Genomic DNA, 25,370 nt, shown 5'->3' with positions numbered 1-25,370 from the left:
GCTGCCATTCTGCTGTAGCTCAACAGAGTTGTGGCACAGAGGCGATGCGAGTCCGGGAGCAAACAGTGCAGTATTTACCCATTTTCACCAATCTTAGTGGCAAAGCCGTGTTGCTGGTCGGTGGCGGCCATGTGGCGCTGCGTAAAGCCCGCACTTTACTCAGTGCCGGTGCCGTCTTAACTGTGGTATCGCATCAGTTTGAAGCCGAATTTTACCAGTGGCAGCAACAACAACAAGCGCGGCTAATCCAGGGTGATTTTGCGCCGGCACAATTGGCAGGTCATTGGCTGGTGCTGGCGGCGACCGATGACGACGACGTCAATGCTGCCGTGCATCAAGCCGCCACTGCCCGGCAAATCTGGGTCAATACCGTGGATGACCAGGCCAAATGTGAATTTATTTTCCCTTCCATTATCGACCGTTCACCGATTTTAGTTGCCATTTCCAGTGGTGGTACTGCGCCTGTGCTGGTCAGACGGCTGCGGGAAAAACTGGAAACTTTATTGCCACAGCACTTAGGGCCGCTGGCTGAGCTGGTGGGCAAGTTTCGTGGCAAAGTGCAGCAAAAAATTCAGGGGTTTGCCCAGCGCCGGCAATTTTGGGAAAAAGTGTTTAATTCTGCTGTGGTCAGCCTGGTGCAGAAACAACAATTCAGTGCCGCTGAAGTTGAACTGACGGCTGCACTCGAGCAGCATCAACCCAGCCTTGGTGAAGTTTATGTGGTGGGGGCAGGGCCGGGCGATCCGGAACTGTTGACGCTCAAAGCCTTGCAACTGATGCAACAAGCCGATGTGGTGGTGTACGACTATCTGGTGTCAGAACCTATTATGCAGTTGGTGCGGCGTGATGCCGAGCTGATTTGTGTTGGCAAAAAAGCCGGCGCACATTCGGTGGCGCAAGAGCATACCAATCAGTTGCTGATTAATCTGGCGCTCGCAGGCAAAAAAGTATGCCGGTTAAAAGGCGGTGACCCTTTTATCTTTGGTCGCGGCGCTGAAGAAATTGAAGTATTGCTGCCGCACCAGATCCCGTTTCAGGTGGTGCCCGGCATTACCGCAGCGGCTGGTTGTGCCGCTTATGCCGGTATTCCGCTGACCCATCGTGATCATGCCCAAGCCGTGCAGTTTGTCACCGGCCATTGTCAGAAAGATGGTCAGGAACCGGACTGGCACAGTCTGAGCCGGCCACGCCAGACGCTGGTGATTTATATGGGATTGATGAAATCCAGCCATATTCAGCAGCAGTTATTACAAGCCGGTCGCGCCGCGACGACGCCTGTAGCTATTTTAGAAAATGGTACCCGCCCGGAACAACGGGTGATCACCGGCACTCTGGCTGAACTGGCGACGCTGGTTGAACAGCACCAGATACAGTCGCCGGCGTTATTGGTGATTGGTGAAGTGGTGAGTTTACAGAGCAAGCTGGCCTGGTTTGGCAAGCAGCAAGGGGCCGCGGTGTTTGCCCAGCCCTTGACCCAGCTGGCCTGAATGCCGGATGCTGCGACAGATTACTTATTGATAGATTTTGAATTGAGGGGACTCAGGTGCATAAGTTGACAGCGCAAACCTTAACCCACTTACAGCAGCTGGAAGCCGAAAGCATCCAGATCTTCCGTGAAGTGGCGGCCGAATTTGATCATCCGGTGATGTTATATTCAATTGGCAAAGACTCGTCGGTGCTGTTGCATCTGGCCCGTAAAGCATTTTATCCCGGCAAAATTCCATTTCCGTTGTTGCACGTCGACACCGACTGGAAATTTCGCGAAATGATTGAATTTCGTGACCGCTTAGCCAAAGAATACGACTTTGAGTTACTGGTGCACAAAAATCCGGAAGGCATGGCGATGGGGATGAACCCATTCACCTTTGGCAGTGCCAAGCATACCGACGTGATGAAAACTGAAGGTCTGAAACAAGCGCTGAACCAATACGGTTTTGATGCCGCTTTTGGCGGTGCCCGGCGGGATGAAGAAAAATCCCGCGCCAAAGAGCGGATTTATTCGTTTCGTGATCAATACCATCGCTGGGATCCAAAAAATCAGCGCCCTGAGCTGTGGCACACTTACAACGGTCAGGTCAATAAAGGCGAAAGTATCCGGGTGTTCCCGCTGTCAAACTGGACTGAACTGGATATCTGGCAATATATCTATCAGGAAAATATCGATATTGTGCCGCTGTATTTTGCCGCCGAGCGGCCAGTGGTCGAGCGTAATGGCACGCTGATTATGGTGGATGACGACCGCATGCCGTTAGCGCCAGGTGAAGTGCCGCAGCAGAAACTGGTCAGGTTCCGGACCTTGGGTTGTTACCCGCTGACCGGTGCGGTGGAATCTACCGCCACCAGCTTAACCGGCATTATTGAAGAAATGTTGTTATCGCGCTCCAGTGAACGGCAAGGCCGGGTGATTGATAGCGATTCCAGTGGATCAATGGAAAAGAAAAAACGTGAGGGCTATTTCTGATGTCAGTGGCAATTGAACTTGAACAACTGGGGATCGAAGAGTACCTCAAACAACAGCAGCACAAATCTTTGCTGAAGTTTTTAACCTGTGGTTCGGTCGATGACGGCAAAAGCACCTTGATTGGCCGTTTGCTGCACGACAGCGCGCAAATTTATGAAGACCAATTGGCGGCGCTGCATAAAGACAGTAAAACCCATGGCACCACCGGCGAAGCGGTCGATCTGGCTTTGCTGGTGGATGGTCTGCAGGCTGAACGCGAGCAAGGTATTACCATAGACGTCGCATACCGTTATTTCTCGACGGCTAAGCGCAAGTTTATTATTGCTGACACGCCAGGCCATGAGCAGTACACCCGCAATATGGCGACCGGCGCGTCCAACTGCGATCTGGCCATTATTCTGGTGGATGCCCGTTACGGCGTGCAAACTCAGACCCGTCGCCACAGCTTTATCTGTGCTTTGCTGGGGATTAAGCAGTTTGTGGTGGCCATTAACAAAATGGATCTGGTCGGTTTTTCCGCGGCGCGTTTTGCGGAAATTCAGCAGGAATATCTGGCGTTTGCGCAGCAGTTGTCGGCACAATCAGGCGCGCAGCCGGTGATTGATTTTGTGCCTTTGTCGGCGCTGAACGGCGACAACGTCGTCAACCGTTCAGAGCAAAGCCCTTGGTATGTAGGTCCAACTTTGCTGGAGAAACTGGAGCAAGTGCCAGTCAATGGTTTTAACCTGCAGGGTGATGCGCGCTTGCCGGTGCAGTACGTGAATAGACCGAACTTAGATTTCCGCGGTTTTGCTGGCACTATTGCCGCCGGTACTTTTACCGTCGGCGATACCATCACAGCGCTGCCTTCTGGCAAAAGCTCGGTGATTAAATCAATAGTGACCTTTGATGGCGAATTACCTTCTGCCTTCGCCGGGCAAGCGGTGACCTTGACCCTGACCGATGAAATTGATATCAGCCGCGGTGATGTGATAGTGCCGCAGCAGCATCAAGCCAGTTTATCGAACCGGTTGCTGGCCAAAGTGGTGTGGATGCACGAGGACGAGCTGACGCTCGGCAAGACTTATAACATCAAGCTGGCGACGAAAAAAGTGCCAGGTAAAGTGACGGCAATCCGCCATGCCATTGATGTCAATACGCTGGCTGAGTTTTCGGCACAGTCGTTGGGGTTAAACAGCATCGCCTTGGTGGAACTGGAACTCACCGAAGCTGTGGTGTTTGATGCCTACCAGCAAAATCGGGATACCGGTGGTTTTATCTTTATCGACCGGCTGAGCAATATCACCGTGGGGGCTGGATTGGTCGATAGCGCGCTGAGTGCAGTCCAGGCGCACAGCAAATTCAGTGCGCAGGAACTGGCGCTGAATGCCTTTATTCGCCAGCATTATCCACACTGGCAGGCGCTCGATATCAGTAAGCTGTAACCGCAGCAACCACTGAAGCGGAGTTCTGTGCTCCGCTTCGCTTCACAACAAGATTTTGGAAAGCTATGAGCAATATCGTCTGGCAACAACATCAGATTAGCCGCGCCGAGCGGCAAGCGCAAAAGCAGCAACAAGCGGTGGTCTTGTGGTTTACCGGCTTAAGTGGCGCTGGCAAATCCACAGTAGCAGGTGCGTTAGAACAAGCACTGGTGGCGCGGGGTGCCCATACCTATTTGCTCGATGGCGACAATGTGCGGCATGGCTTATGTGCTGATTTAGGCTTTTCCGCAGCAGACCGCACCGAAAATTTACGCCGCGTTGGCGCTGTCGCCGGTCTGATGGTGGACGCCGGTTTAATTGTGCTCAGTGCTTTTATTTCGCCGCTGCGTAGCCAGCGTGAGGCGATTCGGCAGGCATTGCCAGCCGGCTGTTTTATTGAAGTTTATGTCGCGACCAGTCTTGAGGTGTGTGAGCAACGTGATGTAAAAGGACTGTATCAAAAAGCCCGTCGTGGTGAAATTGCAAACTTTACCGGTATTTCTGATCCCTATGAAGCGCCGCAGCAGGCCGATATCGTGCTCGATACCGGGCTGTTGTCGCTGGATGAAAGTGTGCAACAATTACTGCAGTTATTACAACAACGCGGCATTATCCTATGAACGAACTTTCGCAGTTATTGCCTGCCATTCGCCAAATCAGTATCGCGGCGGGTGCTGAAATTCTGGCGATTTATCAGCAGCCACAGCAACTGCAGGTGGAACACAAAGCGGACGATAGCCCGTTGACCGCAGCCGATTTAGCCGCGCATCAGTTGATTATGCGCGAGCTGACTGCACTGACACCGGATATTCCGGTGTTATCCGAAGAAGCTGCCGATATTCCGTGGACAGTGCGTCAGCACTGGCAGCGCTACTGGCTGGTCGATCCGCTCGATGGCACTAAAGAGTTTATCAAACGCAATGGCGAGTTTACCGTCAATATCGCCTTGATTGAGGCGGGTGAACCTGTGCTCGGCGTGATCCATGCGCCAGTGCTGGGCAAAACCTATAGCGGCGGCCTTGGCTTAGGCGCTTTTGTGGCAGATGAGCGCGGTGAACGGGCCATTCAGGCGCTGGCGCCGCAAGCCGGTGAAACCGTGCGGCTGGTCGGCAGTAAAAGCCATTATCAGCCTGAAGTAGAACCTTATCTGGCGCAATTTCCACAGCATGAATTAGTTGCCGTCGGCAGTTCGTTAAAGTTCTGCTTAGTGGCCGAAGGCGCTGCGCATATTTACCCACGGTTTGGCCCGACCATGCTGTGGGATACCGGCGCCGGTCACGCCATTGCCGTGGCCGCAGGTGCCAGCGTGCAGTACGACGGCATCGAAGGCCCGGCCTATCAGCGCGAAAATCTACGGAATGGCAATTTTGTAGTGCGGGTGGGCTGAGCTGTTATTCAGCCTCCTTTTTGGTCAGGACTGGCTACCAGACGGGCTTGCAGCGCAGTGATCCGTTGTTGCACTAATTCTATTTGTTGTGGATTATGCAGTTGTTGCAGCACAGGCAACACCGCGGTCTGCAACAACTGCAAGGCCGCTTGATATTCACCGCGGTACGCCAGCATATCGGCAATTTTACTTTGGCAGACCGCAATAGCATGTTGATCACCAAGCTTCTGATGTATGGGTAAAACCAGTTGTTGCAGCAACTGCAACGCTTGTTCAGTCTGACCCCGCTGGAAATAAATATCGGCAATTCTGCTTTGAACAATAGAGATACTATGCCTGTCGTTCAATTTTTGAAAAAGCGGTAAAACCTGTTCAGACAGGAGAGTTAAGGCGGGCTCTAACTGATGTTGTCGAACTAAAATGTCTGCAATTTTGCCTTGTGTCATGGCTACACTTCGCAGATCACCGGCTTGCTCAAAATGCGGTAATTCTTGCTGTTGTCTAATCTGCAAGGCCAGGCTTAAGTCCCCACGCTGTACCAAAATATCTGCCAGTCGGCCTTGGTTGATGGCAATTAAAGTTTTATCACCGAATGGTCGCAACGCAGGCAGTACCTCATCTTGCAGTAAGGTGTGGGCAGCCGCCAGTTTGCCTTGAAGTATCCATATATCAGCGATTTTACCTTTGATAATAATTACACCAAGTAAATCGACTAGTTGTTGCAGTTTCGGCAGGCACTGATGCTGGTAAATAGCTAAGGCTTTATCCCATTCGCCAAGTTTTTTATATAACTCCGCTAACTCGACCCAAAGCGGAATGGCTAATTCAGCATCATTAGCGGCACCAGTTTGTAGCCATTGGTTTAATACCGCAATTCTTCTGACAGTCTGATCGTGGTGTTGTGCTGATAATTGCAGTAAATCTTTGGTTGGCTCAGGTCGAACGATTTCAGTCACAGCCTCTGACGCAAAATGATAAACACCGCTACGCCAGGCCCACCAATCCGGTGCCTCGCTAATCATGGTGGCAATACTAGGCTCATCCAGCCAGAACAGCAGCCGACATGGCGCATGAGCGGCAATGTTTTCTCTGAGTAAGTTTAAATCAGCCCAGCGACTGGCAGTGCTGAACCAGTAAGCGGCACCTGCCAGTTGGATCACAGCATGTTGTGCCGCCAACTGTTGTAACTGCTGCTGCAGGGCAAAAACGTCCGATAGTTCGCGACAGGTAAGGATAGTCGCCGTCAGGCCTGCCTGCTGGCAAAGTACTTGTAACAATGGTTGCAGTTGTTGTTGTAGCTGTTCGTCCTGACAATCGACCAGCAGCAACTGAAATTGCGGTCCATGCAACAGCCTTTTGCTTAAGCGCTGATAGGTTTCAAACTGCGCCGCCGTTAATTGGCTGGCGGCGCTCAGCGACAATTGTTGGGGGTTGTGCCCAACGCTCATCAGTTATTTTTCCTTGAAGGTGACATCACCTTAATTTCAGGAAACAACCGTTGTTCTGCCTGCTGATAGCCCTCCAGCAGCCGGACAGCCGGATGACTGCGGCGCCAACTGCCATCGTTGTATTCCATCAAGGCAAGTTTGTAGAGCAGATCCTGAATTTGTTCGCTGGTGCCCTGATGGCTGCTTTCATGGTCAATCTGCACGAGCAACTCATAATCAGCTTTGGTCAGAAAGCGACGAAAATCGGCGGCCAGCTGTTGTTCGGCTTTGGCCAGCTCTGGCAAGCCAATGCGTTCATCGGCATATTCACAGCAAAGCTGTAACAGCCTTAATAACTCCCGCGGATGGCCGCCACTGTGTTGCACCAACCGGTCGATTACGCTGTCATCGCGGAATAAGGCTTTGTCTGCCCGGCGCAATAGCAAACCATGCATTGCTGCTTGCCCTGGTGGATAAGGTGCACCTGTGTTGTCCTGTAGCTTGATCATCGGCAACACAATATCTTGCAGCCGGCCGACCAGATAACCCTGATATTTCAGATGCAATGGCGCGGTGTAAATCACCAGTGCATTCAGTGCTAGCAGTTGTTCGGCATCTTGCACAAAAAAACGGGCGGTATCTTCGCTCTTCAGTTTATCGGTGCCATCCAGCACAAACAACACACGTTTGGCCTGGCCGCTTGCTGCAGTTAGTGCTTGCTCTGCCGCTTGCAGCAGTTGATTAAAGGCTTCGGCCAGTGCACTGAATCTGTTACGTACTTCTTCCCGCCAGGCGGTTTTTCGGCTAGAACCGGTTTTGGCGGTGGTGGTAATTTTACTCAGCAGCCTGAACAGCCCTGGAAGGCCGCCACCCGCGCTGATTTCGCCACTGATCGTGGCCGATAATTCCTGCTGATGTTGCCCACTTTGTTCAATATTCCTAAACCAGCTCAGTACTGGTTCCAGGGCTTCGGCGCTTACTTCGAAGCAATCAATGGCCAGTTGCTCTGCCAGTCGTTCCGCCATCACCAGTAAGGTTTCACTGAACTGCAGATTATTGCGGTCCAGTTTGCTCATCACATCGACTTCAATCACATAATAGTGGCCGCTCTGGCTAAATTTTTGCGTGTATTGCCGTAACTCTGTGGTCTTACCGCTGCCAACATGGCCAAACAGCAGCAGATGCACGCTGCTGGCAGGCATAAAAACCTGATTTGCCGGATTAAAACCAAATTTTTTTGCCAGCCGCTGATAGGTCTGTTCACTACCGCGCGCTTGTTGGGTATCGACATAACGCGGATCGTCGGCATTTAATGCGACTTCAAACTGAATTTGCTGCATCACAGCCATCAGTTCGGCAGGAGCTTGATAAGTCATCTGAATAAATCCATCAAGGAGTGTAACAACCGACACAGGAGCTCATAGTATCCGCTATCAGAAGCCTGCTCAAGTTTGCTGGCAGGTTGTTTGGCGAGAGAGCCAAACAACCTAAAAATCTTTGTGACAGAGTGCGAGCCATCACTCGCAGCGCAACACTTCGGCCGGTCTGCTGCTGGCGGCTTTAAAGGCGATGGCTGCGACTGTTAACCAGGTGATTGCCGCAACTATCAGGGCTGCCAGCAGATAAACCCAGCCGCTCTGGCTGATGCGATCATTAAAGTTTTGCAGCCAGTCTTGTACCAACCACCAGGTTAGCGGAAATGCCAGCGCTAAACTGAGCGCCACCAACAGCAGGAATTCGCGTGCCAGCAAATTGACCAGACTGAGCCTGGACGCGCCCAGCACTTTACGGATTGACACTTCTTTTTGCCGTCTTAACGCTGAAAACGAGGCCAGACCAAAGGTGCCAAAGGCAGCCAGCAGCATCGCCAGACCACTGAATATGCTAACCAACTGTGCTGTGCGGGCATCATTTTGATAAATAGCCTGATAATTGTCGGCCAGGATCTCAATATCAGGATTGTGGATATTCAGGCTTTGCGCCAGGATTTGATTCAGTTGCCCGCGAATGGCTGGCAGCTGTTGCATATCAATATCCAGCAGCAACCGGCTGTTATTGTTGTTGGTGTAACCGCAGACCAGCACTGGTGCCGGTTGCGCGCCACGGCCAGAGCCGACTTTAATATCCTTCACCACGCCGACAATGGTCAGGCGGAAATGAAAGTTATCGCCATGCTGACTGAGTAGTGTTTTGCCAATGGCTTGCTCAGGTGAAGTAAAACCGGCCTGTTTCACCAGCGACTCACTGATAATGGCGGCCGCTTGCCGGTGTTTGTCGTCCAGTCGTTGATACCAGTCGCTGGCGGTGTGGTCGCTAAAATCACGGCCGGCGATCAGGTCAAGACCCATAATCTGCACTGGTTGCATGCCAACGCCAATAAAAGGCACTGTCTGATCACGCATCACGCCATTGTCGGATGACAGCGGCAGTGAGGAGTTAAAAGAGTTGGTGATGGAAATATCGACCACCCCGACTTGCTTCACCCCGGTGATGGCCTTGATCCGGTTTAAAAGTTGTGGATTTTGCTGATATAACAAATGCTTGCTTGGAATTTCTGTCACCTGGATTTTGCCTTCGCGCTGGTAACCAACCGGCAGCTGTTGTAAAAACTGCAGTTGTTGTTGCAGCAGCAGGGCGGCAATAATCAGCGCCACCGACAACGCCGATTGCAAGGTTAATAAAGTTTTTCGCACCAGAATGGCGGTCTGACCGCGTTGTAAATCACCGCTCAGCACCCGTTTGGCGCTAAAGGCCGCCATAAAAAATGCCGGATAAGCGCCAGCGCTGACGCCCACCAATAATACGACCAGCAGCAAGGCCAGGCCAAAGGCTGACCAATAGTCCAGGGTTAACTGCCGTTCCACCAATTGATTAAACCAGGGCAGACTCAGTTCGGTCAGGGCACAAGCCAGCACTGCGGCTAGCAGGGTAATAAGCACTGATTCAGTTAAAAACTGCAGAATAATTTGGGCCCGGCTGGCGCCCAACGCTTTGCGCACACCCACTTCTTTGGCGCGCCGTGCCGACTGGGCAATACTCATATTGATAAAATTAAAGGCCGCTAACAGCACCAGCAGCACACTTAAACCAAGACAAATCTGTACTGAACTGCGCGAGCCGGTGGCTTTCATTTCATAGCGCAGGCCGCCATTTAAATGAATGGCCGTCAGTGGCTGCAGCGACAGTTGCATGATGTCAGCGGGTTCGCCCGGATACGCCAGTTGAATATAGTGTTGTTGCAGGCTGCGGACCAGGGCTGGCACATCGGTGCCAGCGGTCAGGCGCAGATATTGATAACCGGTATTATGCTGATAATTTTCCTCAAAAGGGCTGAGCTGATGCAAGGCATTAAACGCAAAATGGCTGTTTTGGGGTAAATCGGCAAACACAGCGCCTATGGTCCATTGACTATCGCCTTGTTGCAGGGGGCGGCCAACCACATTCAGCTCGCCGAACAACATGTTGGCATAACTGGCGCTCACTGCCAGTTGCTTGGGCGTGCTCAGCACCTGGCTTAAATTGCCGCTCAGTAGCTCTAATTGGATAAAATCAGTCAGATTGGCACCCACGCCCATCACGCCATCTAAGCGGAATCTTTGTTCACCGACCCTGAATTCAGTGCCAGGTGTCAGCGGCTCTATGGTCAGCGCATCTTCAATGCCGGGCTGCTGCCGCAGCCGGTTGATGGCGTTTTTATTGGTCAGCGGAATACCGGCCGCCATCGAAGGATAATATTGTTCGACCCGCCAGACGCGCTCGGCGTTGGGCTGATAGTGATCATAAGAGGATTCAAAGCTGGCGTATAACGCAATCAGCAGCGCAGCGGTCAGGCCAAGAGTGAGGCCCGCCAGATTCAGCACAAAATGCAGCCGGTGTCTGGCAAAAGCCCGCAGCGCGGTGTGTACATAATTACTCAGCATGTTAAGCCACCTCGCTGTGTTGCTGGTTGGCGGCGCGGTCCAGCATAATGCGGCCATCCAGCATCCGGACGAGCCGGTCAGCATAACTGCCTTCTTTTTCCGAGTGGGTGACAATCACCACTGTGGTGCCAGCCTGGTTCAGCTCACGCAGCATCGTCATTACTTCTTCACCATTTTTCGAGTCGAGGTTACCGGTCGGTTCATCGGCCAAAATGAGCTTGGGGTTAATCACCAGCGCCCGCGCCACTGCGACCCGTTGTTGCTGGCCGCCGGACAATTGTTGTGGCAAGTGATTGGCGCGATGATCGATGCCAACCCGTTGCAACATCGCCAGCACCCGACTTTTACGTTCAGCTGCGCCGATGTTCAGGTACTGCAACGGCAATTCGACATTTTCAAACACCGTTAACTCATCAATCAGGTTAAAACTCTGAAAGACAAAACCAACACTGGCTTTGCGCAGGTTAGCCAGTTGTTGTTCGCTGAAGTGGCTGATGTCCTGACCATCAAAGCAGTAACTGCCACTGCTGGCAGAATCCAACATACCCAGAATGGCCAGCAAGGTTGATTTACCGCAACCGGACGGTCCCATAATGGCGACGAACTCTCCGGCATGAATGTTGAGATCGATCTGTTGTAAGGCGGTAGTTTCAATGTCATGCGTGCGGAACACGCGTTGAATTTGTGAAAGTTTGATCATGATAATTCCTTGATTTTATTTATTTTAAATTAAGATTTGTCGCTTTGTCGAAGTTGCTGTAAGCAGAAGTAATCACCTGATCGCCAGCCAGCAGGCCGTCCAGCACTTCCACATCATGTTGATTACGCTGACCCAGTCTGATGTCGCGGCGCACAGCTTGCTGGCTGGTGGGATCCAGTACATAGACCCAGTTGCCACCGCTGCTGCCGATAAAGGCGCCGCGTTTCAGCAGCAGGGCCTGGCGTTGTTCACCGCCGAGCAGCAGCTCGGCATCCAGACTCTGGCCACGGCGAATGCCAGTGATATCTTTGGGTAAGGCCACTTCAATTTGAAACTGGGCTTGATTGACGCGGCTATCGATTTTGCTGATGCGGGCCTCGATGGCTTGTTGCTCCAGCCTGATCCGCACCGGCATGTCGCGGCTGACCTGATTGAGATAAAATTCGTCCAGTTGCATCACCAGCTTAAATTCGTCCGGCAGATCAATTTGACCAAGCCTGGCACCACGCTCTTTCGACTCTCCGACTTCGGCATTTAATTCGCTGAGATAACCACTGACCGGCGCCCGCACCAGTAAATTGTCCAGATTGCTGCGCGCCAGTTGCAGATTGGTTTGCAGCATTTTGGCGCTGTCTTCCAGTTGTGTCAGTTGCTGTGCCCGGATGCTGTTTTCCTGCGCTTGTTGCTCCAGCGTCAGTTGGCGGCGATCCACAAAATATTGCAGATCCTGTTGCAGTTGCGTCAGGGTATCGCTGGCGACCAGTTTTTTTGCCAGCAACAATTCAGTTTGTTGTAATTTGCGTTTTAAGTGACTGATTTGCAGCTCTGTATCCAACAAGTCACGCCGCAGATTCAGCCGGTTGGTTTCCATTGTCATCTGGGTATTACGCAAAAAATTCAGTTGCTCTGTCACCTGGGCTTCCCGGCTCATCACTTCCAGTTGCAAACTGGTATTGCTCAGCCGCAGCAAGGGTTGGCCTTGTTCGACATAATCGCCTTGCTCGGCCAGCCGTTGTTCAATCTGACCACCGGCGATGCTGTCCAGATAAATGGTGGTTTTAGGCACAATCTGGCCCCGTACTGGCAGTGTCAGCTGGAACATGCCCTGGCGGACAGTACTGATTTCCAGGCCGGCTTTATTGACATGCTGACTCTGGCCGCTGGGGCTGGCCTGACTGAAATTGTACAGCGCCAGACCACCAAGCACGGCTACCAGCGGCAGTGCAAATTTGCGTAGTTGTTGTTGCCAGCCGGGCTGACTGATTTTTTTATCCATGTTGTTATGCTCCGTCATTGGCCGGGCGGTTTGCCGCGCAGGGCCTTGGTGATCTAACTACTGTGATGAATTCAATTGTCAGGCCAAATTTGTATGTTGTTTTATTTCAATGATTTATGTCTATTTGGTCGGCGTGCATCACGGTTGACTGTCCGCAAATGGTACAGTGGCGCAGTGTCGACATGTCCATTTCTGGACAGTTTGCGGCTTTTTCGGTTAGGCTGGTGCTGCTGCATAATTACCAGGGAGAACAACAGGTTGAAACAACAAGCGACGTTGCTGATTGTCGATGATCACCCGGACGTGTTATTAGCTGCCAGGCTGGTGCTAAAACAGCATTATCAGCAAGTACTGACGCTGACCGATCCCTTTGCCATTGAAGCCACTTTGCAACAGCAGCCAATAGATGTGGTGCTACTGGATATGAACTTTCATCGTGATTTGAGCAGTGGTCAGGAGGGTTTTTACTGGCTGAAAAAAATCCACGCTCAGGATCCGGCCATTGCGGTGATCCTGATGACGGCTTACAGCGATGTGCAGTTGGCGGTGGAAGCGATTAAATGTGGTGCCACCGATTTTGTCAGTAAACCCTGGCAGAATGATCAATTGCTGACCACAGTGGCGACGGCACTGGCGCATGCCCGCGACAAACAGCGGCTGAATCAGCTCAGCCGGCAAACGCAAGGGCTCAGTCAGGCGCTCAGCAGCCAGTCTGCAGCCGTGTCACCTTTACTTGGTCAGAGTAAAGCTATGCAGCAGGTGTTTGATATCATTGATAAAGCTGCGCAAACCGATGCCAATATTCTGCTCAGTGGTGAAAGTGGCACCGGCAAAGAGCTGACTGCTCACGCCATTCACCAACGCAGTTTAAGAGCGCAGCAACCTTTGATCAGTCTGGATATGGGCGCCTTGTCCGGCACTTTGCTGGAAAGTGAGTTGTTTGGTCATAAAAAAGGCGCTTTTACCGATGCCAAAGCTGATCGGATTGGCAAATTTGAGCTGGCGCACGGCGGCAGTCTGTTGCTGGACGAAATTGGCAATATGCCACTGGAACAGCAGGTGAAATTACTGGCGGTATTGCAAAACCGGTCGATCACCCCGGTCGGTGGTAATAAAGCCATCGCGACCGATATCCGGCTGATTTGTGCCACCAATGAACAGCTGCCACAAGCGGTGGCGGAAGGCCGTTTCCGGCAGGATTTACTGTATCGGATTAACACCATTGAAATCCGGCTGCCACCGCTGCGCGAGCGGCCTGAGGATATTCCACTGTTACTGCAACATTATCTGACCTTGTATGGCGAGAAATATCAGCGTGAGTTGCGACTCAGCCCGTCGTTGTTACAGCAACTGCAAAGCTACACCTGGCCTGGTAATGTCCGCGAGTTAGCCCATGCGGTGGAGCGGGCGGTGATTCTAGCCGAAGGGCCGGAACCTGAATTGGCCTTGTTATGTCCGTCCCTGCAAGCGCCTGCAGCAGTGAGTTGGCCGGATCAACAGGACAGTGCAGCGCCGCTGAGAACTGTCAGCGGTGCCAGCCCGGTGTTTGATCTGGAGCAGGTGGAGCTGCAAACCATTCAAGCCGCGCTGCGGCATTTTCAGGGCAATGTCAGTCATGCCGCCAAAGCGCTGGGTTTAACTCGCGGTGCTTTGTATCGCCGGCTGGAGAAATATGGCTTATGAATGCCAATCGAATTATCGTCTACGGCCTGTTATGCGCAGCGCTCGGCGCCGTGCTAGTGTCGGTCAGTACGGCTGGTTTTAGCGCGACGTTGCTGTTGTTGTTGCTCCTGTTGGTCGCTGTGTTGTGGTTGATGCGGCAAATGTTGTTGCAGCAACAGCAACTACCGGAGCAATTATTCCGTGCGCTGGCCAATGGTGATAATTCGTTGGGATTAGCGGCGGAACATCCGCTGCAACAGCATTTTGAGCAAGCCAGGTCACGGATGCAGCAGGCCAGACTCAGCAGTGAAAGCCAACTGCAGTTTTTGCGGCAGGTGTTGTGGCAGATTGATTTGGCGTTGCTGATTTGTACTGAGGATGGCCAGATCAGTGAGCAAAGTCCGGCCACTGCCCGTTTGCTGGGATTAAAACCACAGTCTTTGGCGCAGTTACAACCGACACTGAGCGCTTTTATTCAGCAGGTGCAAACTGGCACCGCCCGCGGCAGTTGCCCATGGCAACGTGGAGAGCAGCCGGATACCTTGTCGGTACTGGTCAGTTGTGTGGTGATTGCCGGAGCGCCGATGAAGATTGTCACTTTGCAGTCGGTGCAGCAGTTATTAAATCTGCGCGAACAACAGGCTTACAGCCGCTTAACCCGGGTGTTGACCCATGAGGTAGCGAATTCGATTACGCCGCTCAGTTCGCTGGCGCAAAGTTGTGTCAGTTTAATGCCGGCAGGCCTGTGTTTTGACAGTGCCGAGGATAAAACCGATTTGCAACTGGCGTTGACCACTCTGAGTACCAGAACCAGTCATTTAGGCGTCTTTATTCAGGATTTCCGCCAGGTGGCCGCCTTGCCGCTGCCGCAGTTACAGCCGGTGCGACTGAGTCGCTTGTTGCAACAAGTACTGCAACTGTTCAGCGTTGAGCTGGCGCAGCAACAGATCCAGTGTCAAAGCCTGATAGCACAAGACAGAACCGTGTTGCTGGATGCCGGCCAGATTGAACAGGTGCTGATTAATGTGCTGAAAAATGCCATCGAGGCGTTGCAACAGCAACCGGCAGTGCGGCAACCGGCGCAGATTTGGCTGACGCTGTCTGCGTTGCAGGACGATCAAGTGCGGCTGGATATCAGAGACAATGGTCCCGGCATTAGTGCTGAAGCGGCAGCGTTGATTTTTGTGCCATTTTTTACTACCAAACGGCAGGGTTCCGGCATAGGTCTGGCGCTGGCACGACAAATCATGCTGAATCATGGTGGGGACTTATTGACGGTCCCCACCGAAAACGGCGCTTGTTTTCGCTTATTATTCAGTTAACTGTGTTGAATATTTTTACGCCGGCTGCGCTAAGCGGAATGCGACTAGATCTTCAATCGTCAGCACTATCATCTGATGTTGCCGGGCGAAGCGGATGGCCTCCGGTAGTCTGGCCATAGTGCCATCCGGATTGGTGAGCTCACATAACACGCCAGCGGGTTGTAATCCGGCCAGGCGGGCTAAATCGACCGCAGCTTCGGTATGACCACGCCGGCTTAACACGCCACCCGGATTGGCTTTTAACGGAAACACATGGCCTGGCCTTGCCAAATTAGCGGGTTTGGCATCTGCGGCAATAGCGGTGCGGATGGTGGTGACCCGGTCTTGCGCAGAAACACCGGTGCTGACGCCAGTGGCGGCTTCAATACTGACCGTAAAGGCAGTGCCGTTTTTGCTGTTGTTGTGCTGCACCATAGGTGGCAATTGCAACTGCTCGGTTTGATCGGCGGTCAGACACAGACAGACAATGCCACTGCCTTCGCGGATCATCAGTGCCATTTGGGCTGTGGTAAGATTTTCGGCGGCGAAGATAAAATCGGCTTCATTTTCCCGATCTTCATCATCTACCACCAACACGCCACGACCGGCGCGGATATCGGCAATAGCCTGCAGCACCCGCTGCTGACTGTCACCAAACTGACTTGCTAATAACTGACTCATGGTAAGGTCCTTTCATTGACAATAACTACCTGAATCAGGGCATAAAGAGAGCTGCCACCGATGAAGGCGCAGCACAAAGCGGAACCTGACGGGCAGGTTCTGATCATTCTCTTGCATCCGGACTATCACCGTCGGCTCCGGCATCACACCGGATCTGCTGACCCTGCCAGCAGTTTGCCGGCAGGCGCTCGCGGGCTGCTGCAACCGGCAGCAATAAGTTGCTGCCTGGCTCCAGTTACCGCCGGTGGGGAATTACACCCCGCCCTGAGAATTTGCCTGGAAAGGCGCAGCTATGCTAATGATTTCTTTGGCAGAATGCGAATTTTTACCGGCCAGCAAACCCGGATTTTTAACGATTGGCCGAAAATGAGCCCTGACTAGCCCAAGCTGGTGGCCCACGCTAGTCGCCAGCCTTCAACTTCTGTTAAGGTGGGTGGGATAAAGCTTGGCAGTATTGGAGGAAGTGGGATGGCAAAAATAGCGGTGATGGCAGGCACTGTTTACGGTGCAACCAAACGACTGGCGCAACTCTCTGTCACTGAGTTACAGCGGTTTGGGCATCAGGCCCAGTTGTTTTATCCGGCCAAACTGAGCGAAGTGTTGGCGTATCAGGCCGATCATTGGCTGGTGATGACTTCAACCACGGGTCAGGGCGATATCCCGGACGATTTAGTGCCGTTTTATAGTCAGGTGAACCAGCAATTTCCGTTGCTGACCGGCAAAAGCTGGGCTGTCGTAGTGTTGGGTGATAGCAGCTATTATGACACTTACTGTGGCGCTGGCGAGCACTGGCATGCCTTACTCAGCCAACTGCAAGGTACAGAATTAGCAGCTATGCTGAGGATTGACGCAGGTGAAACTTTGCAGCCGGAAACGCTGGCCTTACCCTGGCTGCAACAGCATTATGCCGCGCTGCGGTGAACCTTAGCCGGACTGGCTTGGTCACTCATTCGACCAAAGCAGTAGCAAATAGCGCTGTTGTTTCGGCGCTAAGCGGCGGATAATAGCCAGCCTGCAAGGCTGGGGGAATTCGGTTGTCAAGGTTGGCAAGGTTGGCAACTGGCGCGGCTCGACAGGAGCTTTGATTACAGGGTACGGGGATCGGCATGAAACTGTTACGTCATCTGCATAAAGCCCCACTCAGGGTGCTGCGGCTGCAAAGACGCAAAAGTAAGATCCGGATCCGTTTTAGCATGATCCGGCTGAAAACTGCGCTGGCGCAGGAAAAAGACGAAACCCGACAGATGTTGCGGATCTACCAGCATTATGTCACAGGTGACGTCAGTAAAGCTGAACTGGCCAGAGCAAACGCTCAACTGGCGGATGTGCTGCGTGCCACCGGACTCGGTATTTTTGCTATTCTGCCCTTTGCGCCTATCACTATTCCGTTGATCGTCAAACTTGGCAGAAAACTGGGTATTGAAGTATTACCGAGCGCTTTTTCGCCTGGCGCTAAACATCAGGCAGAGAAAGTGCGCCGGCTGGGTCGGCAGCAGCATGACAGCAGCACGGCTTTGTTGGGATCTGAACACAATACAGCGAAAACTCCGGTGGCTCCCCCGTTAAAAAAGCAGCCCTAGTTGCTGTGAGTAAACCTAATAAAAAAGCAGCCTGAGCTGCTTTTTTATTGGCCGGAACCAGCCAGCTAATTTAGCCTTTAATTGTCATATAAGCCACAATAGCAATCAGCAATGGCGCCACAATAGCCGCCATCAGACGGTACCAGCTCAGCACATGCTTGTGCATTTCCTGCTCCAGAATGGTTTTGATTTCTGGCCAGATGCGCCAGCCAACAAAGACTGCCGCCAGCATACCGCCTAGTGGCATCAGCAGATTCGAAGCAATAAAGTCCATCAGATCAAACGGCGTTTTGCCGAAAATTTTCATATCTTCAGCCATAGCGCCAAAAGATAAAGCGGCTGGTACACATAAAATCAGATAGTTACTGATACTGACAACCAGAGTGGCTGTTTTACGTGCCATGCCGTATTCGTCAATCAGGAAGGCCACTGCCGGTTCCAGAATGGAAATGGACGAAGTGACAGCAGCGAATAACAGCAAAGAGAAAAACACCAGCGCCAGAATTTGGCCACCTGCCATCTGCGCAAAGAGCGCTGGCATGGTAATAAAGGTCAGGCCTGGGCCAGCAGCAGGGTCGACATGAAAAGCAAACACCGCTGGTAAAATCATTAAGCCCGCTAACACACTGGCCATGGTCGCTAAGCTGGCAATCCATAAACCGGCATTCACCACTTTGGTTTCCGCACTTAAATAAGAGCCGTAAGCAATCATCAGACCGGCACCAACAGATAATGAGAACACTGCTAAACCCAGTGCATCCAGCACCATTTTAATCGACAGTTTGCTCCAGTCCGGGGTGATAAAATACATCACACCTTCCATCGCACCCGGTAAACTCAGACTACGATAGACCAGGAATAACATCAGGCCAAACAATACCGGCATCAGGATTTTACAGATCCGTTCAATACCAGCCTGTACCCCGGCGATGACGATAGCGGCCGTAATTAGCATAAAACCAGCGGTATAGATCAGCGATGAGGTTGGATCAGCAATAAAGTGGGTAAAAGTATCGCTCAGCACTTTGGCATCTGTGGTCAGAATATCGCCTTTGATGGCCTCGACAATATAAGCAATGGTCCAGCCACCGACCACACAATAAAAGCCAAGGATCAGATAAACGCAGAGCACCGAAATCCAGCCCGCCCAGTGCCACTGACTTTTGCCAAGCTGGCGATAGGCTGAGGTGGCAGATTTTTTCGCGCTACGGCCAATCATCATTTCGGCCAGCATCATCACGACACCGACCGAAAAAATACAGGCCAGGTACACCAGCAAAAACACACCGCCGCCGTTAGCGCCTGCAACATAAGGAAATTTCCAGATGGCACCAAGGCCAACTGCAGAACCGGCAGCTGCCAGAATAAAGCCGATGCGGGAGCCCCAGCTGCCGCGGGCTGTTGTTGTATTGGTCATGATTGTCCCGAAGTAAGGTTATGTTTGTTTATAGGAATAGTTTGCCAAGCAATGTAGAGGAAATGACCGCTGCAATGCAACCAAAATAGTTAACTGCACGCTGACGGACGGTAAAAAGCAGGTGACAGCGGGCCTGCGCTGTTGCAGTTATTCGCTGACTTGCCAGCCGATGCGGCGGTGGAATTTGTAGTTGTTGCCAGCGCTGAGGTTGCCGCCGGCTGGCGTCAGCTTTACACTGGTACTTTGCAGCGCTGATGCTGTGCTCTGGTGTTTTCTGATAGGTCCCCCGCATGCGTTTAGATAAATTTATTTGTGATTGTACTGGTTTAACCCGCAGTCAGGCTGGCAAGCTGATCCGGCAGGGGCTGGTCCAGGTTAACCAGCAGCTGTGTAAACAACCGGCCAGCCAGGTCAGTGCGACCGATAAAATCTGGCTGGAAGAAGAGGAGCTGCAATTGATAGGCCTGCGTTATTTTGTTATGCACAAGCCAGCCGGTTATGTCTGTTCCACCGAAGATCCGGATCACAATACGGTGTTTATGCTGATGGACGAGCCGTTAATGGACAAACTCCATACCGTTGGCCGGCTTGATCTGGATACCACCGGTTTGTTGTTAATCACCGATGATGGCCAGTGGTCACATAAAATCAGCTCGCCAAAACATGAATGCGCCAAAACCTATCGCGCCTGGCTGGCCGATCCGGTCGAAGCGTCAGCTATCGCCTTATTTGCCGAAGGGGTGATGCTGCGTGGTGAAAAATTGCTGACTAAACCGGCGCAACTGGTGATTGTCAGCCCGACTGAGTGCCTGTTGACCATTCATGAAGGCCGTTACCATCAGGTCAAACGGATGTTTGCCGCCATTGGTAATAAAGTTGAGCAATTGCATCGGGAACAAATTGGCAGTTTTGCGCTGGATAGCGCTGCACTGACACCCGGCGAATACCGGGCTTTAACCCCAGCCGAAGTGGCTGCGCTGGTGGCATGAGAGCGCTGACCGCACCTCAGGGCCGCAACGCCAGCCAAGGTTTCTGGTGGTATCAGAGTCTTGGCTGGAGTTTTTTTGCCATTCTGCAGTTGCTGGTGCTGACCGCAGATGAAGCCTTAAGTTTGCAGACAGCGTTGCCGGCGTTCTTGCTTGGCATGTTGGCGCTGGCCGGTTCTTTAGTGCTGCGCAGTTTCTGGCAGCGCTTGCGCCAGTTTCTGCTTGGCACTGCCGGCACTTTAGCTTGCTGGTTTGGCAGTGCTTTGGTATTGGCCTTGCTGCTGGATGTGCTGCATCATGCGTTGTTAAAGGTGCTGGCCAGCCTGTGGCCGCTCGTTCAGGGCATGGTGGATGCGCAGCCGCTTGGTGCCAGGGCCGTGCTCTTGTTGCCGTTATATCTGGCCTGGAGCGCCTTGTATCTGATGTTAAGCCGGCAACAGCAATTGCAGCAGGCGCAGCAGCTCCAACTGGCTTCAGAGCTGCAATTACAGCAAAGCCAGTTACAAACTTTGCTGGCGCAGTTAAACCCGCATTTTATGTTTAACTGTATTAACAACATCCGGGCGCTGATCCTGGAAGATCCGGTTGCAGCGCGTCGGATGCTGGCACATTTTGCCGATATGCTGCGGTATCAGATTAGCGCCGATCAGCAGGTGCTGGTGCCACTGCGGACTGAATTGGCGGTGGCAGAAAATTATATTGCGCTGATGCAGATCCAGTTTGAACAGCGGCTGACCGTGACCAGGCAGATTGATCCGTCGGCTTTATCGCTGTTGGTGCCGAAATTGACCTTGCAGCTGTTATTGGAGAATGCTATCAAACATGGCGTCAGCCAAAGCGCAGCCGGTGGCGTGATTGCGCTGGTGGTGACTGTTGACCCGGTCGCCGACCACTGGCAACTGATAGTGCAAAACAGTGGCCGCTTGCCAGCTGAGTCTGCACACCGCAGCAGCGGCACTGGCCTTGTCAATTTGCGGCAACGACTGGCGTTGTTATTTGCCGATCACGCCAGTCTGAGCCTGCAACAGCAGGCGGATACCGTCGTTGCGACGGTAAGTTTCAGCGGGCCGCCACTCTGTCACAACATCACTGCACCGAGGCAGCAACCAGTATGACCAAAGTGCTGATTATTGAAGATTCCCGCTTAGCCCGGCTGGAGCTGACTGAATTATTGCTGCATTGGCCGCAATTGCAGCTGGTGGGTGAAGCTGCGGATGTGCCGACTGCGCTGCACATGATCGAAACAACTCAACCAGATTTGCTGCTGCTGGATATTGATCTGGCTGGCGCTACTGCCTTTGACCTGCTGGCGCAACTGGTGTTTATCCCGAAGATTATTTTTACCACGGCTTATGCTGAACATGCGTTGCAGGCGTTTAATTATCCAACGGTCGATTATCTGTTAAAACCTGTCACCGCTGAGCGGCTGGCGCAGGCGCTGGCAAAATTGTCAATTTCGTCAAACAGCGCAGCTGCAGCGACCCATGCTGAGGATGCTGAACAGTCCGCCGCACCTCAGTTACAGGCCGACAGCAATTTTTTTATTAAAGATGGCGAGCGTTGTTATTTTCTGAAAATCAGTGAAGTCCGTTGGTTCGAAGCCGTCGGTAATTACAGCAAAGTGCAGCTGGCGACAGCGGCGCCTTTGGTCTACCGCACGCTGGCCAGCATTGAACAACGGTTGGCTGCTGGTTTGTTTTTTCGCGCTAACCGGCAGCAACTGGTAAATCTGAGTTTCGTGGTGGCAGTGGAACCCGCCATCAGCGGCGGTTTGCTGTTACGACTGCGCTGTGGCACCGAAATCGAAGTTTCGCGCCGGCAAAGTGCCGAATTGCGCCAGCAGCTGAGTTTGTAGTCGCAGGCTTGACTGCATGGTCTAAACAAGGTGAGACCATGTAGGCGCTGCAGAAAAATGACAGCCCTGCTGGCGAGCACTGATCACTTCTATTGGAAAACACTGACCAGGCTGCTGGTTGTTTTGCACGGTTTGCGAATAGAAAGAGGACACTCGCTTACAAGTGTCCTGTCAGAGACTAAATATTAAATTGCATGAAATAGATATAAAACTATCTAAGACGTTTTGTATCTATAGCATGTTTTATCATTCTAAACGTGAATGGTTTATAAGCCTGTTTATTTTTACCGATACCTTTCAAAAAAGGAAAAATCCAAAAAATAACTCTTTGTGTATTACTATTTCCTTCAAATTCTGACGGAAAATACTCATCAAATTTAAAATCAGATATGTCTACACTATACTTTTCATTCAATAGATCTATATATCCCTCAGCTACATCACCATAAAAACCAAGATCATGATAAAGGCGAACATCAAGTGATGACTGGTCTAAGAACGAAGAATTGAGACCGCTCTCCGTAAGATAGCTTTCAAAAATATTGTCAGTTTTATTCATCATTTTTTCTTCTCATCAGGCTGTTCTTTAGGCTCTGGCGTTTCAGGTTTTTTATTTTCATCCTTATTTTCAGAATTTGCTCTATCATTAACAGCACTAACCAGTTGACCAGCAGCAATTGCGGTTCCAACATAAGGCACTTTTCTGAGAACTTTTGTTACAACATGCCTTTGCCTAGTTGATATTTTGCCGCTTTTCGCTAATGAATGGTTGATTTTACTGGCTACAGAAGTCTTCTTGCCTGCGGGTCCACCTCCAGCCGCACCTCCTCTAGGTTTATCCTCGAAAGGTCCTGTCGCTGCAACAGCACCACCTATTGCAGCATTGCCAGCTGTTGTGGCATCAGAATTATCTTCTCCGCTGATTGCTTCTATCGCAGCATCAAAAACTAGCCCTATACCTATTCCAATAATCACAGGATGACGGCCATCCGGATCCGTGTATTTATAAGGATTATTATTCGCATATGCATACCGGTTAAACATCATCGGCTTATCAGCACTAAACCCAACCGGATCATTCGAGTAAAACCGACCAATCACCGGGTCATAATACCGCTGCTGCATATAAATAAGATTTAAATCTTCATCTTGCAGGTGTCCGGTGTAGCTGATGCCGGCTTTATCTCCTGCTGAGCGTTTGCCGAAGGGTTCATAATGGCTGCGGCTGATGATATTGGCGGCGGTGTCAGTTTCTGCGACCACAGAGCCCAAAATATCCGTATGCTGATAACGCACAGTTGTGGCAGCAGGCGTCTGGGTCGAGAGCAGAGCGAGCAACAGCAGCGCAGCCTGTATCAGTTTAAACATGGCTATCTCCTTACAAATCAGCCAAAAACCATGGTTTGTTTCATTTGATGCAATTGGAGCCTGTTAACTGCCAGCCAGCGGGGCAGGAATAAATCAGCGCAGCAGTGAGCTGACGCGAGCAAGTGGTGGCACTGAGGTTCCAGCCTGCAGCGCAGGAATAGACGGGCGTGTTGGCGGCAGCCTGGGTCAGGGTGCGGTTGCAAGTGGTGCCACTGAGGTTCCAGCCTGCAGCGCAGGAATAGACGGGCGTGCTGGTGGCAGCCTGGGTCAGGGCTATGACAAGTAGGGCATAGTCTGATCGTGTATCCCTATGATTAACAGCCACTTACACAGAATATTTTACATACTCGAGCCCGGCTCAGGCGGCATAAGGAATTGGTAACAAAGCCCTGCCTCGAACAGCGGAGATTTATAGTGGTCGAGGTGGGCTTTGGGTTAAATTTTTAGCAATACATTTTTAAGACGCTTAAAAATCGTTGTCCTGAGGGAACGGTCCTCCTGTCTCAGCAAAGCAAACATTCTGATATAACAAAATAGATGCATCTTTTACTACGAACTCACAAGCAAAATATTTTTTCATCCATTCATTCTCTAAAAATGTCAAATTACTCAGATTGTTAAAGTTATCTTTGTTCGTAACTATCACGGTAAATATCTGATTATTTTGCCAAATTATTTTTTTCGAAAATTCCCTCTTGGATGTAACATCCTGTATAGATTTTTTTCCTATGCTGGAATCCGATTCATAAAGAAAGCTGGCTACATCTTTGGTCAAGCGTCCGTTGTTAGAAAAGGTTGGTGAAGAATCAAGATAATTATTCACTATGTACTCCTCATCTCTGGCGAGCAAATGAGTAATGAAATTATCCACTTTCTCATCAAGTAACAGATGCTCACTTGAATCGGTTGCATTACATCCCCCCATAAAAAGCAGGGAAGTAAAAAACATTATTGTGTTACGGAAACGAACGTATGTGGTTAGCATGATCCACTCCCCTTAATGCAGACTTCCTTCTGCGGCATATCTTTAAATTGCGTTTTCATTGGATCAACTTTGGGTGTAGATGTTGTAGCTGGATTGCTTGGGGTTCCCGGCCTGTATGTATAATGTTGGTGAGGTGCGTTGCCAGCACCAGAACCATCAGATTTCCCGACAACACTGCCTTCTGAAACTTTATCTCCTTCTTTTAATCCTTCAGCAGCTGAAGTATGTGCATGCCCACTCATACTGCCATCATCATTTGATATTAAAACAGAATTTCCTGCTTTTTCACTTGAACTAATTTTGGCGACGGTTCCGCTTTCCGTAGCTTTAATGTCTGCACCTTTTCCTGCTCTGAAATCAGTTCCAGAATGGTTAGAGGATGCTCCACTTATGCCTGTGTTCCTTGGTCCAAACTGACTGGTGACTACAACTTGTCCATTTTGGTTCTTATCAACAGGCCATGACGTCATACCTGTCGGATCTGTATATTTATACGGATTATTATTGGCATATGCATAGCGATTAAAACCGTGAGTGCCATTTGGACTATTTAGGTGACTCAGTGTATCCACCGGATCATTGCTGTAAAAACGACCTATGACTGGATCATAGTATCGTGCCTGCATATAAATAAGATTTAAATCTTCATCTTGCAGGTGTCCGGTGTAGCTGATGCCGGCTTTATCTCCTGCTGAGCGTTTGCCGAAGGGTTCATAATGGCTGCGGCTGATGATATTGGCGGCGGCGTCAGTTTCTGCGACCACAGAGCCCAAAATATCCGTATGCTGATAACGCACAGTGGTGGCGGCAGGCGTCTGGGTCGAGAGCAGAGCGAGCAACAGCAGCGCAGCCTGTATCAGTTTAAACATGGCTATCTCCTTAAAAATCAGCCAAAAACCAT

General features: G+C 51.3%; 23 protein-coding genes and 1 riboswitch. Of the genes, 12 read left to right on the top strand and 11 right to left on the bottom strand.

Annotated elements, in window-relative coordinates; all coding sequences use genetic code 11:
* The first annotated feature begins 65 nt into the window (after positions 1 to 65).
* The 5 genes from cysG to cysQ all read left to right on the top strand — a co-directional run bounded on the left by cysG (position 66) and on the right by cysQ (position 5,311).
* Entirely contained in the window at positions 66 to 1,487 is a 1,422-nt protein-coding gene (gene cysG / locus AC53GJ_RS20840) for a siroheme synthase CysG (RefSeq protein WP_496730322.1), read from the top strand.
* A 65-nt stretch (positions 1,488 to 1,552) separates the two neighbouring features.
* The gene (gene cysD / locus AC53GJ_RS20835; RefSeq protein WP_496732831.1) at positions 1,553 to 2,461 is read left to right on the top strand and encodes a sulfate adenylyltransferase subunit CysD; all 909 of its coding nucleotides are present in this window, start codon (positions 1,553 to 1,555) and stop codon (positions 2,459 to 2,461) included.
* Positions 2,461 to 3,885, top strand: coding sequence for a sulfate adenylyltransferase subunit CysN (cysN, locus tag AC53GJ_RS20830; protein ID WP_496730321.1), 1,425 nt, complete (start codon positions 2,461 to 2,463; stop codon positions 3,883 to 3,885). The genes cysD and cysN overlap by 1 nt, the downstream gene beginning before the upstream one ends.
* A 65-nt stretch (positions 3,886 to 3,950) precedes the next feature.
* Positions 3,951 to 4,544 (top strand): adenylyl-sulfate kinase, encoded by a 594-nt coding sequence (gene cysC, locus AC53GJ_RS20825; RefSeq protein WP_496730320.1) that lies wholly within the window; start codon positions 3,951 to 3,953, stop codon positions 4,542 to 4,544.
* Positions 4,541 to 5,311: a 3'(2'),5'-bisphosphate nucleotidase CysQ gene (gene cysQ, locus AC53GJ_RS20820; protein ID WP_496730319.1), complete on the top strand. Its 771-nt coding sequence runs from the start codon at positions 4,541 to 4,543 to the stop codon at positions 5,309 to 5,311. Before cysC ends, cysQ begins: the two co-directional genes overlap by 4 nt.
* A gap of 8 nt (positions 5,312 to 5,319) precedes the next feature.
* Here the strand turns inward: cysQ and AC53GJ_RS20815 are convergent, their stop codons facing one another.
* From AC53GJ_RS20815 to AC53GJ_RS20795, 5 genes are all read right to left on the bottom strand, one after another.
* Entirely contained in the window at positions 5,320 to 6,759 is a 1,440-nt protein-coding gene (locus AC53GJ_RS20815) for a tetratricopeptide repeat protein (RefSeq protein ID WP_496730318.1), read from the bottom strand.
* Positions 6,759 to 8,114, bottom strand: coding sequence for a hypothetical protein (locus AC53GJ_RS20810; RefSeq protein ID WP_496730317.1), 1,356 nt, complete (start codon positions 8,112 to 8,114; stop codon positions 6,759 to 6,761). The genes AC53GJ_RS20815 and AC53GJ_RS20810 overlap by 1 nt, the downstream gene beginning before the upstream one ends.
* Positions 8,115 to 8,255: 141 nt before the next feature.
* Complete coding sequence (locus AC53GJ_RS20805; RefSeq protein ID WP_496730316.1) at positions 8,256 to 10,658, bottom strand: ABC transporter permease; 2,403 nt, start codon at positions 10,656 to 10,658, stop codon at positions 8,256 to 8,258.
* A 1-nt stretch (position 10,659) separates the two neighbouring features.
* Positions 10,660 to 11,358 carry an ABC transporter ATP-binding protein gene (locus AC53GJ_RS20800; RefSeq protein ID WP_496730315.1) on the bottom strand — a complete coding sequence of 233 codons (699 nt, stop codon included), beginning with the start codon at positions 11,356 to 11,358 and terminating at the stop codon, positions 10,660 to 10,662.
* Between the two features lie 19 nt (positions 11,359 to 11,377).
* Positions 11,378 to 12,634: an efflux RND transporter periplasmic adaptor subunit gene (locus tag AC53GJ_RS20795; RefSeq protein WP_496730314.1), complete on the bottom strand. Its 1,257-nt coding sequence runs from the start codon at positions 12,632 to 12,634 to the stop codon at positions 11,378 to 11,380.
* Positions 12,635 to 12,892: 258 nt separating this feature from the next.
* Between AC53GJ_RS20795 and AC53GJ_RS20790 the strand changes: the two genes are divergently transcribed.
* Positions 12,893 to 14,317 carry a sigma-54-dependent transcriptional regulator gene (locus AC53GJ_RS20790; RefSeq protein WP_496730313.1) on the top strand — a complete coding sequence of 475 codons (1,425 nt, stop codon included), beginning with the start codon at positions 12,893 to 12,895 and terminating at the stop codon, positions 14,315 to 14,317.
* The gene (locus AC53GJ_RS20785; protein ID WP_496730312.1) at positions 14,314 to 15,618 is read left to right on the top strand and encodes a sensor histidine kinase; all 1,305 of its coding nucleotides are present in this window, start codon (positions 14,314 to 14,316) and stop codon (positions 15,616 to 15,618) included. The genes AC53GJ_RS20790 and AC53GJ_RS20785 overlap by 4 nt, the downstream gene beginning before the upstream one ends.
* Positions 15,619 to 15,633: 15 nt before the next feature.
* On the opposite strand, the gene ribB is transcribed toward AC53GJ_RS20785, so the two are convergent.
* Positions 15,634 to 16,278 (bottom strand): 3,4-dihydroxy-2-butanone-4-phosphate synthase, encoded by a 645-nt coding sequence (gene ribB, locus AC53GJ_RS20780; protein ID WP_496730311.1) that lies wholly within the window; start codon positions 16,276 to 16,278, stop codon positions 15,634 to 15,636.
* Between the two features lie 101 nt (positions 16,279 to 16,379).
* Positions 16,380 to 16,554: riboswitch (FMN riboswitch) on the bottom strand.
* Positions 16,555 to 16,746: 192 nt separating this feature from the next.
* Between ribB and AC53GJ_RS20775 the strand changes: the two genes are divergently transcribed.
* Positions 16,747 to 17,199, top strand: coding sequence for a flavodoxin domain-containing protein (locus AC53GJ_RS20775; RefSeq protein ID WP_496730310.1), 453 nt, complete (start codon positions 16,747 to 16,749; stop codon positions 17,197 to 17,199).
* 185 nt (positions 17,200 to 17,384) lie between these two features.
* Positions 17,385 to 17,858: a hypothetical protein gene (locus AC53GJ_RS20770; RefSeq protein WP_496730309.1), complete on the top strand. Its 474-nt coding sequence runs from the start codon at positions 17,385 to 17,387 to the stop codon at positions 17,856 to 17,858.
* Positions 17,859 to 17,928: 70 nt separating this feature from the next.
* Here AC53GJ_RS20770 and AC53GJ_RS20765 read toward each other — a convergent pair whose 3' ends face one another.
* The gene (locus AC53GJ_RS20765; protein WP_496730308.1) at positions 17,929 to 19,275 is read right to left on the bottom strand and encodes a sodium-dependent transporter; all 1,347 of its coding nucleotides are present in this window, start codon (positions 19,273 to 19,275) and stop codon (positions 17,929 to 17,931) included.
* Between the two features lie 290 nt (positions 19,276 to 19,565).
* On the opposite strand from AC53GJ_RS20765, the gene rsuA reads away from it, so the two are divergent.
* The 3 genes from rsuA to AC53GJ_RS20750 are packed head-to-tail and all read left to right on the top strand — an operon-like array spanning position 19,566 to position 22,116.
* Positions 19,566 to 20,264 carry a 16S rRNA pseudouridine(516) synthase RsuA gene (gene rsuA / locus AC53GJ_RS20760; RefSeq protein ID WP_496730307.1) on the top strand — a complete coding sequence of 233 codons (699 nt, stop codon included), beginning with the start codon at positions 19,566 to 19,568 and terminating at the stop codon, positions 20,262 to 20,264.
* On the top strand, positions 20,261 to 21,376 hold the full coding sequence (locus AC53GJ_RS20755) for a sensor histidine kinase (protein WP_496730306.1): 1,116 nt from the start codon (positions 20,261 to 20,263) through the stop codon (positions 21,374 to 21,376). Before rsuA ends, AC53GJ_RS20755 begins: the two co-directional genes overlap by 4 nt.
* Positions 21,373 to 22,116 (top strand): LytR/AlgR family response regulator transcription factor, encoded by a 744-nt coding sequence (locus AC53GJ_RS20750; RefSeq protein WP_496730305.1) that lies wholly within the window; start codon positions 21,373 to 21,375, stop codon positions 22,114 to 22,116. Before AC53GJ_RS20755 ends, AC53GJ_RS20750 begins: the two co-directional genes overlap by 4 nt.
* Before the next feature lie 211 nt (positions 22,117 to 22,327).
* Here the strand turns inward: AC53GJ_RS20750 and AC53GJ_RS20745 are convergent, their stop codons facing one another.
* The 4 genes from AC53GJ_RS20745 to AC53GJ_RS20730 form a co-directional block, all read right to left on the bottom strand.
* Positions 22,328 to 22,678: a hypothetical protein gene (locus AC53GJ_RS20745; protein ID WP_496730304.1), complete on the bottom strand. Its 351-nt coding sequence runs from the start codon at positions 22,676 to 22,678 to the stop codon at positions 22,328 to 22,330.
* Positions 22,675 to 23,484 (bottom strand): RHS repeat domain-containing protein, encoded by an 810-nt coding sequence (locus AC53GJ_RS20740; protein ID WP_496730303.1) that lies wholly within the window; start codon positions 23,482 to 23,484, stop codon positions 22,675 to 22,677. Before AC53GJ_RS20740 ends, AC53GJ_RS20745 begins: the two co-directional genes overlap by 4 nt.
* A gap of 466 nt (positions 23,485 to 23,950) precedes the next feature.
* A complete protein-coding gene (locus tag AC53GJ_RS20735; RefSeq protein ID WP_496730302.1) occupies positions 23,951 to 24,469 on the bottom strand; it encodes a hypothetical protein in 519 nt (172 codons plus the stop codon).
* Positions 24,463 to 25,338: an RHS repeat domain-containing protein gene (locus AC53GJ_RS20730; RefSeq protein WP_496730301.1), complete on the bottom strand. Its 876-nt coding sequence runs from the start codon at positions 25,336 to 25,338 to the stop codon at positions 24,463 to 24,465. Before AC53GJ_RS20730 ends, AC53GJ_RS20735 begins: the two co-directional genes overlap by 7 nt.
* Positions 25,339 to 25,370 lie beyond the last annotated feature (32 nt).

Source organism: Rheinheimera sp. B2H12, from assembly GCF_059620065.1.
The sequence above is the reverse complement of the archived record's forward strand: the minus strand, read 5'-3'. Positions and strand labels throughout refer to the sequence as shown.

Excerpts from the sequence above, each read along its gene's own strand:
- cysN (WP_496730321.1), top strand. The coding sequence starts at position 2,461 with ATGTCAGTGGCAATTGAACTTGAACAACTGGGGATCGAAGAGTACCTC.
- cysC (WP_496730320.1), top strand. The coding sequence starts at position 3,951 with ATGAGCAATATCGTCTGGCAACAACATCAGATTAGCCGCGCCGAGCGG.
- cysQ (WP_496730319.1), top strand. The coding sequence starts at position 4,541 with ATGAACGAACTTTCGCAGTTATTGCCTGCCATTCGCCAAATCAGTATC.
- AC53GJ_RS20815 (WP_496730318.1), bottom strand. The coding sequence starts at position 6,759 with ATGAGCGTTGGGCACAACCCCCAACAATTGTCGCTGAGCGCCGCCAGC.
- AC53GJ_RS20810 (WP_496730317.1), bottom strand. The coding sequence starts at position 8,114 with ATGACTTATCAAGCTCCTGCCGAACTGATGGCTGTGATGCAGCAAATT.
- AC53GJ_RS20805 (WP_496730316.1), bottom strand. The coding sequence starts at position 10,658 with ATGCTGAGTAATTATGTACACACCGCGCTGCGGGCTTTTGCCAGACAC.
- AC53GJ_RS20800 (WP_496730315.1), bottom strand. The coding sequence starts at position 11,358 with ATGATCAAACTTTCACAAATTCAACGCGTGTTCCGCACGCATGACATT.
- AC53GJ_RS20795 (WP_496730314.1), bottom strand. The coding sequence starts at position 12,634 with ATGGATAAAAAAATCAGTCAGCCCGGCTGGCAACAACAACTACGCAAA.
- AC53GJ_RS20785 (WP_496730312.1), top strand. The coding sequence starts at position 14,314 with ATGAATGCCAATCGAATTATCGTCTACGGCCTGTTATGCGCAGCGCTC.
- ribB (WP_496730311.1), bottom strand. The coding sequence starts at position 16,278 with ATGAGTCAGTTATTAGCAAGTCAGTTTGGTGACAGTCAGCAGCGGGTG.
- AC53GJ_RS20775 (WP_496730310.1), top strand. The coding sequence starts at position 16,747 with ATGGCAAAAATAGCGGTGATGGCAGGCACTGTTTACGGTGCAACCAAA.
- AC53GJ_RS20770 (WP_496730309.1), top strand. The coding sequence starts at position 17,385 with ATGAAACTGTTACGTCATCTGCATAAAGCCCCACTCAGGGTGCTGCGG.
- AC53GJ_RS20765 (WP_496730308.1), bottom strand. The coding sequence starts at position 19,275 with ATGACCAATACAACAACAGCCCGCGGCAGCTGGGGCTCCCGCATCGGC.
- rsuA (WP_496730307.1), top strand. The coding sequence starts at position 19,566 with ATGCGTTTAGATAAATTTATTTGTGATTGTACTGGTTTAACCCGCAGT.
- AC53GJ_RS20755 (WP_496730306.1), top strand. The coding sequence starts at position 20,261 with ATGAGAGCGCTGACCGCACCTCAGGGCCGCAACGCCAGCCAAGGTTTC.
- AC53GJ_RS20750 (WP_496730305.1), top strand. The coding sequence starts at position 21,373 with ATGACCAAAGTGCTGATTATTGAAGATTCCCGCTTAGCCCGGCTGGAG.
- AC53GJ_RS20745 (WP_496730304.1), bottom strand. The coding sequence starts at position 22,678 with ATGATGAATAAAACTGACAATATTTTTGAAAGCTATCTTACGGAGAGC.
- AC53GJ_RS20740 (WP_496730303.1), bottom strand. The coding sequence starts at position 23,484 with ATGTTTAAACTGATACAGGCTGCGCTGCTGTTGCTCGCTCTGCTCTCG.
- AC53GJ_RS20735 (WP_496730302.1), bottom strand. The coding sequence starts at position 24,469 with ATGCTAACCACATACGTTCGTTTCCGTAACACAATAATGTTTTTTACT.
- AC53GJ_RS20730 (WP_496730301.1), bottom strand. The coding sequence starts at position 25,338 with ATGTTTAAACTGATACAGGCTGCGCTGCTGTTGCTCGCTCTGCTCTCG.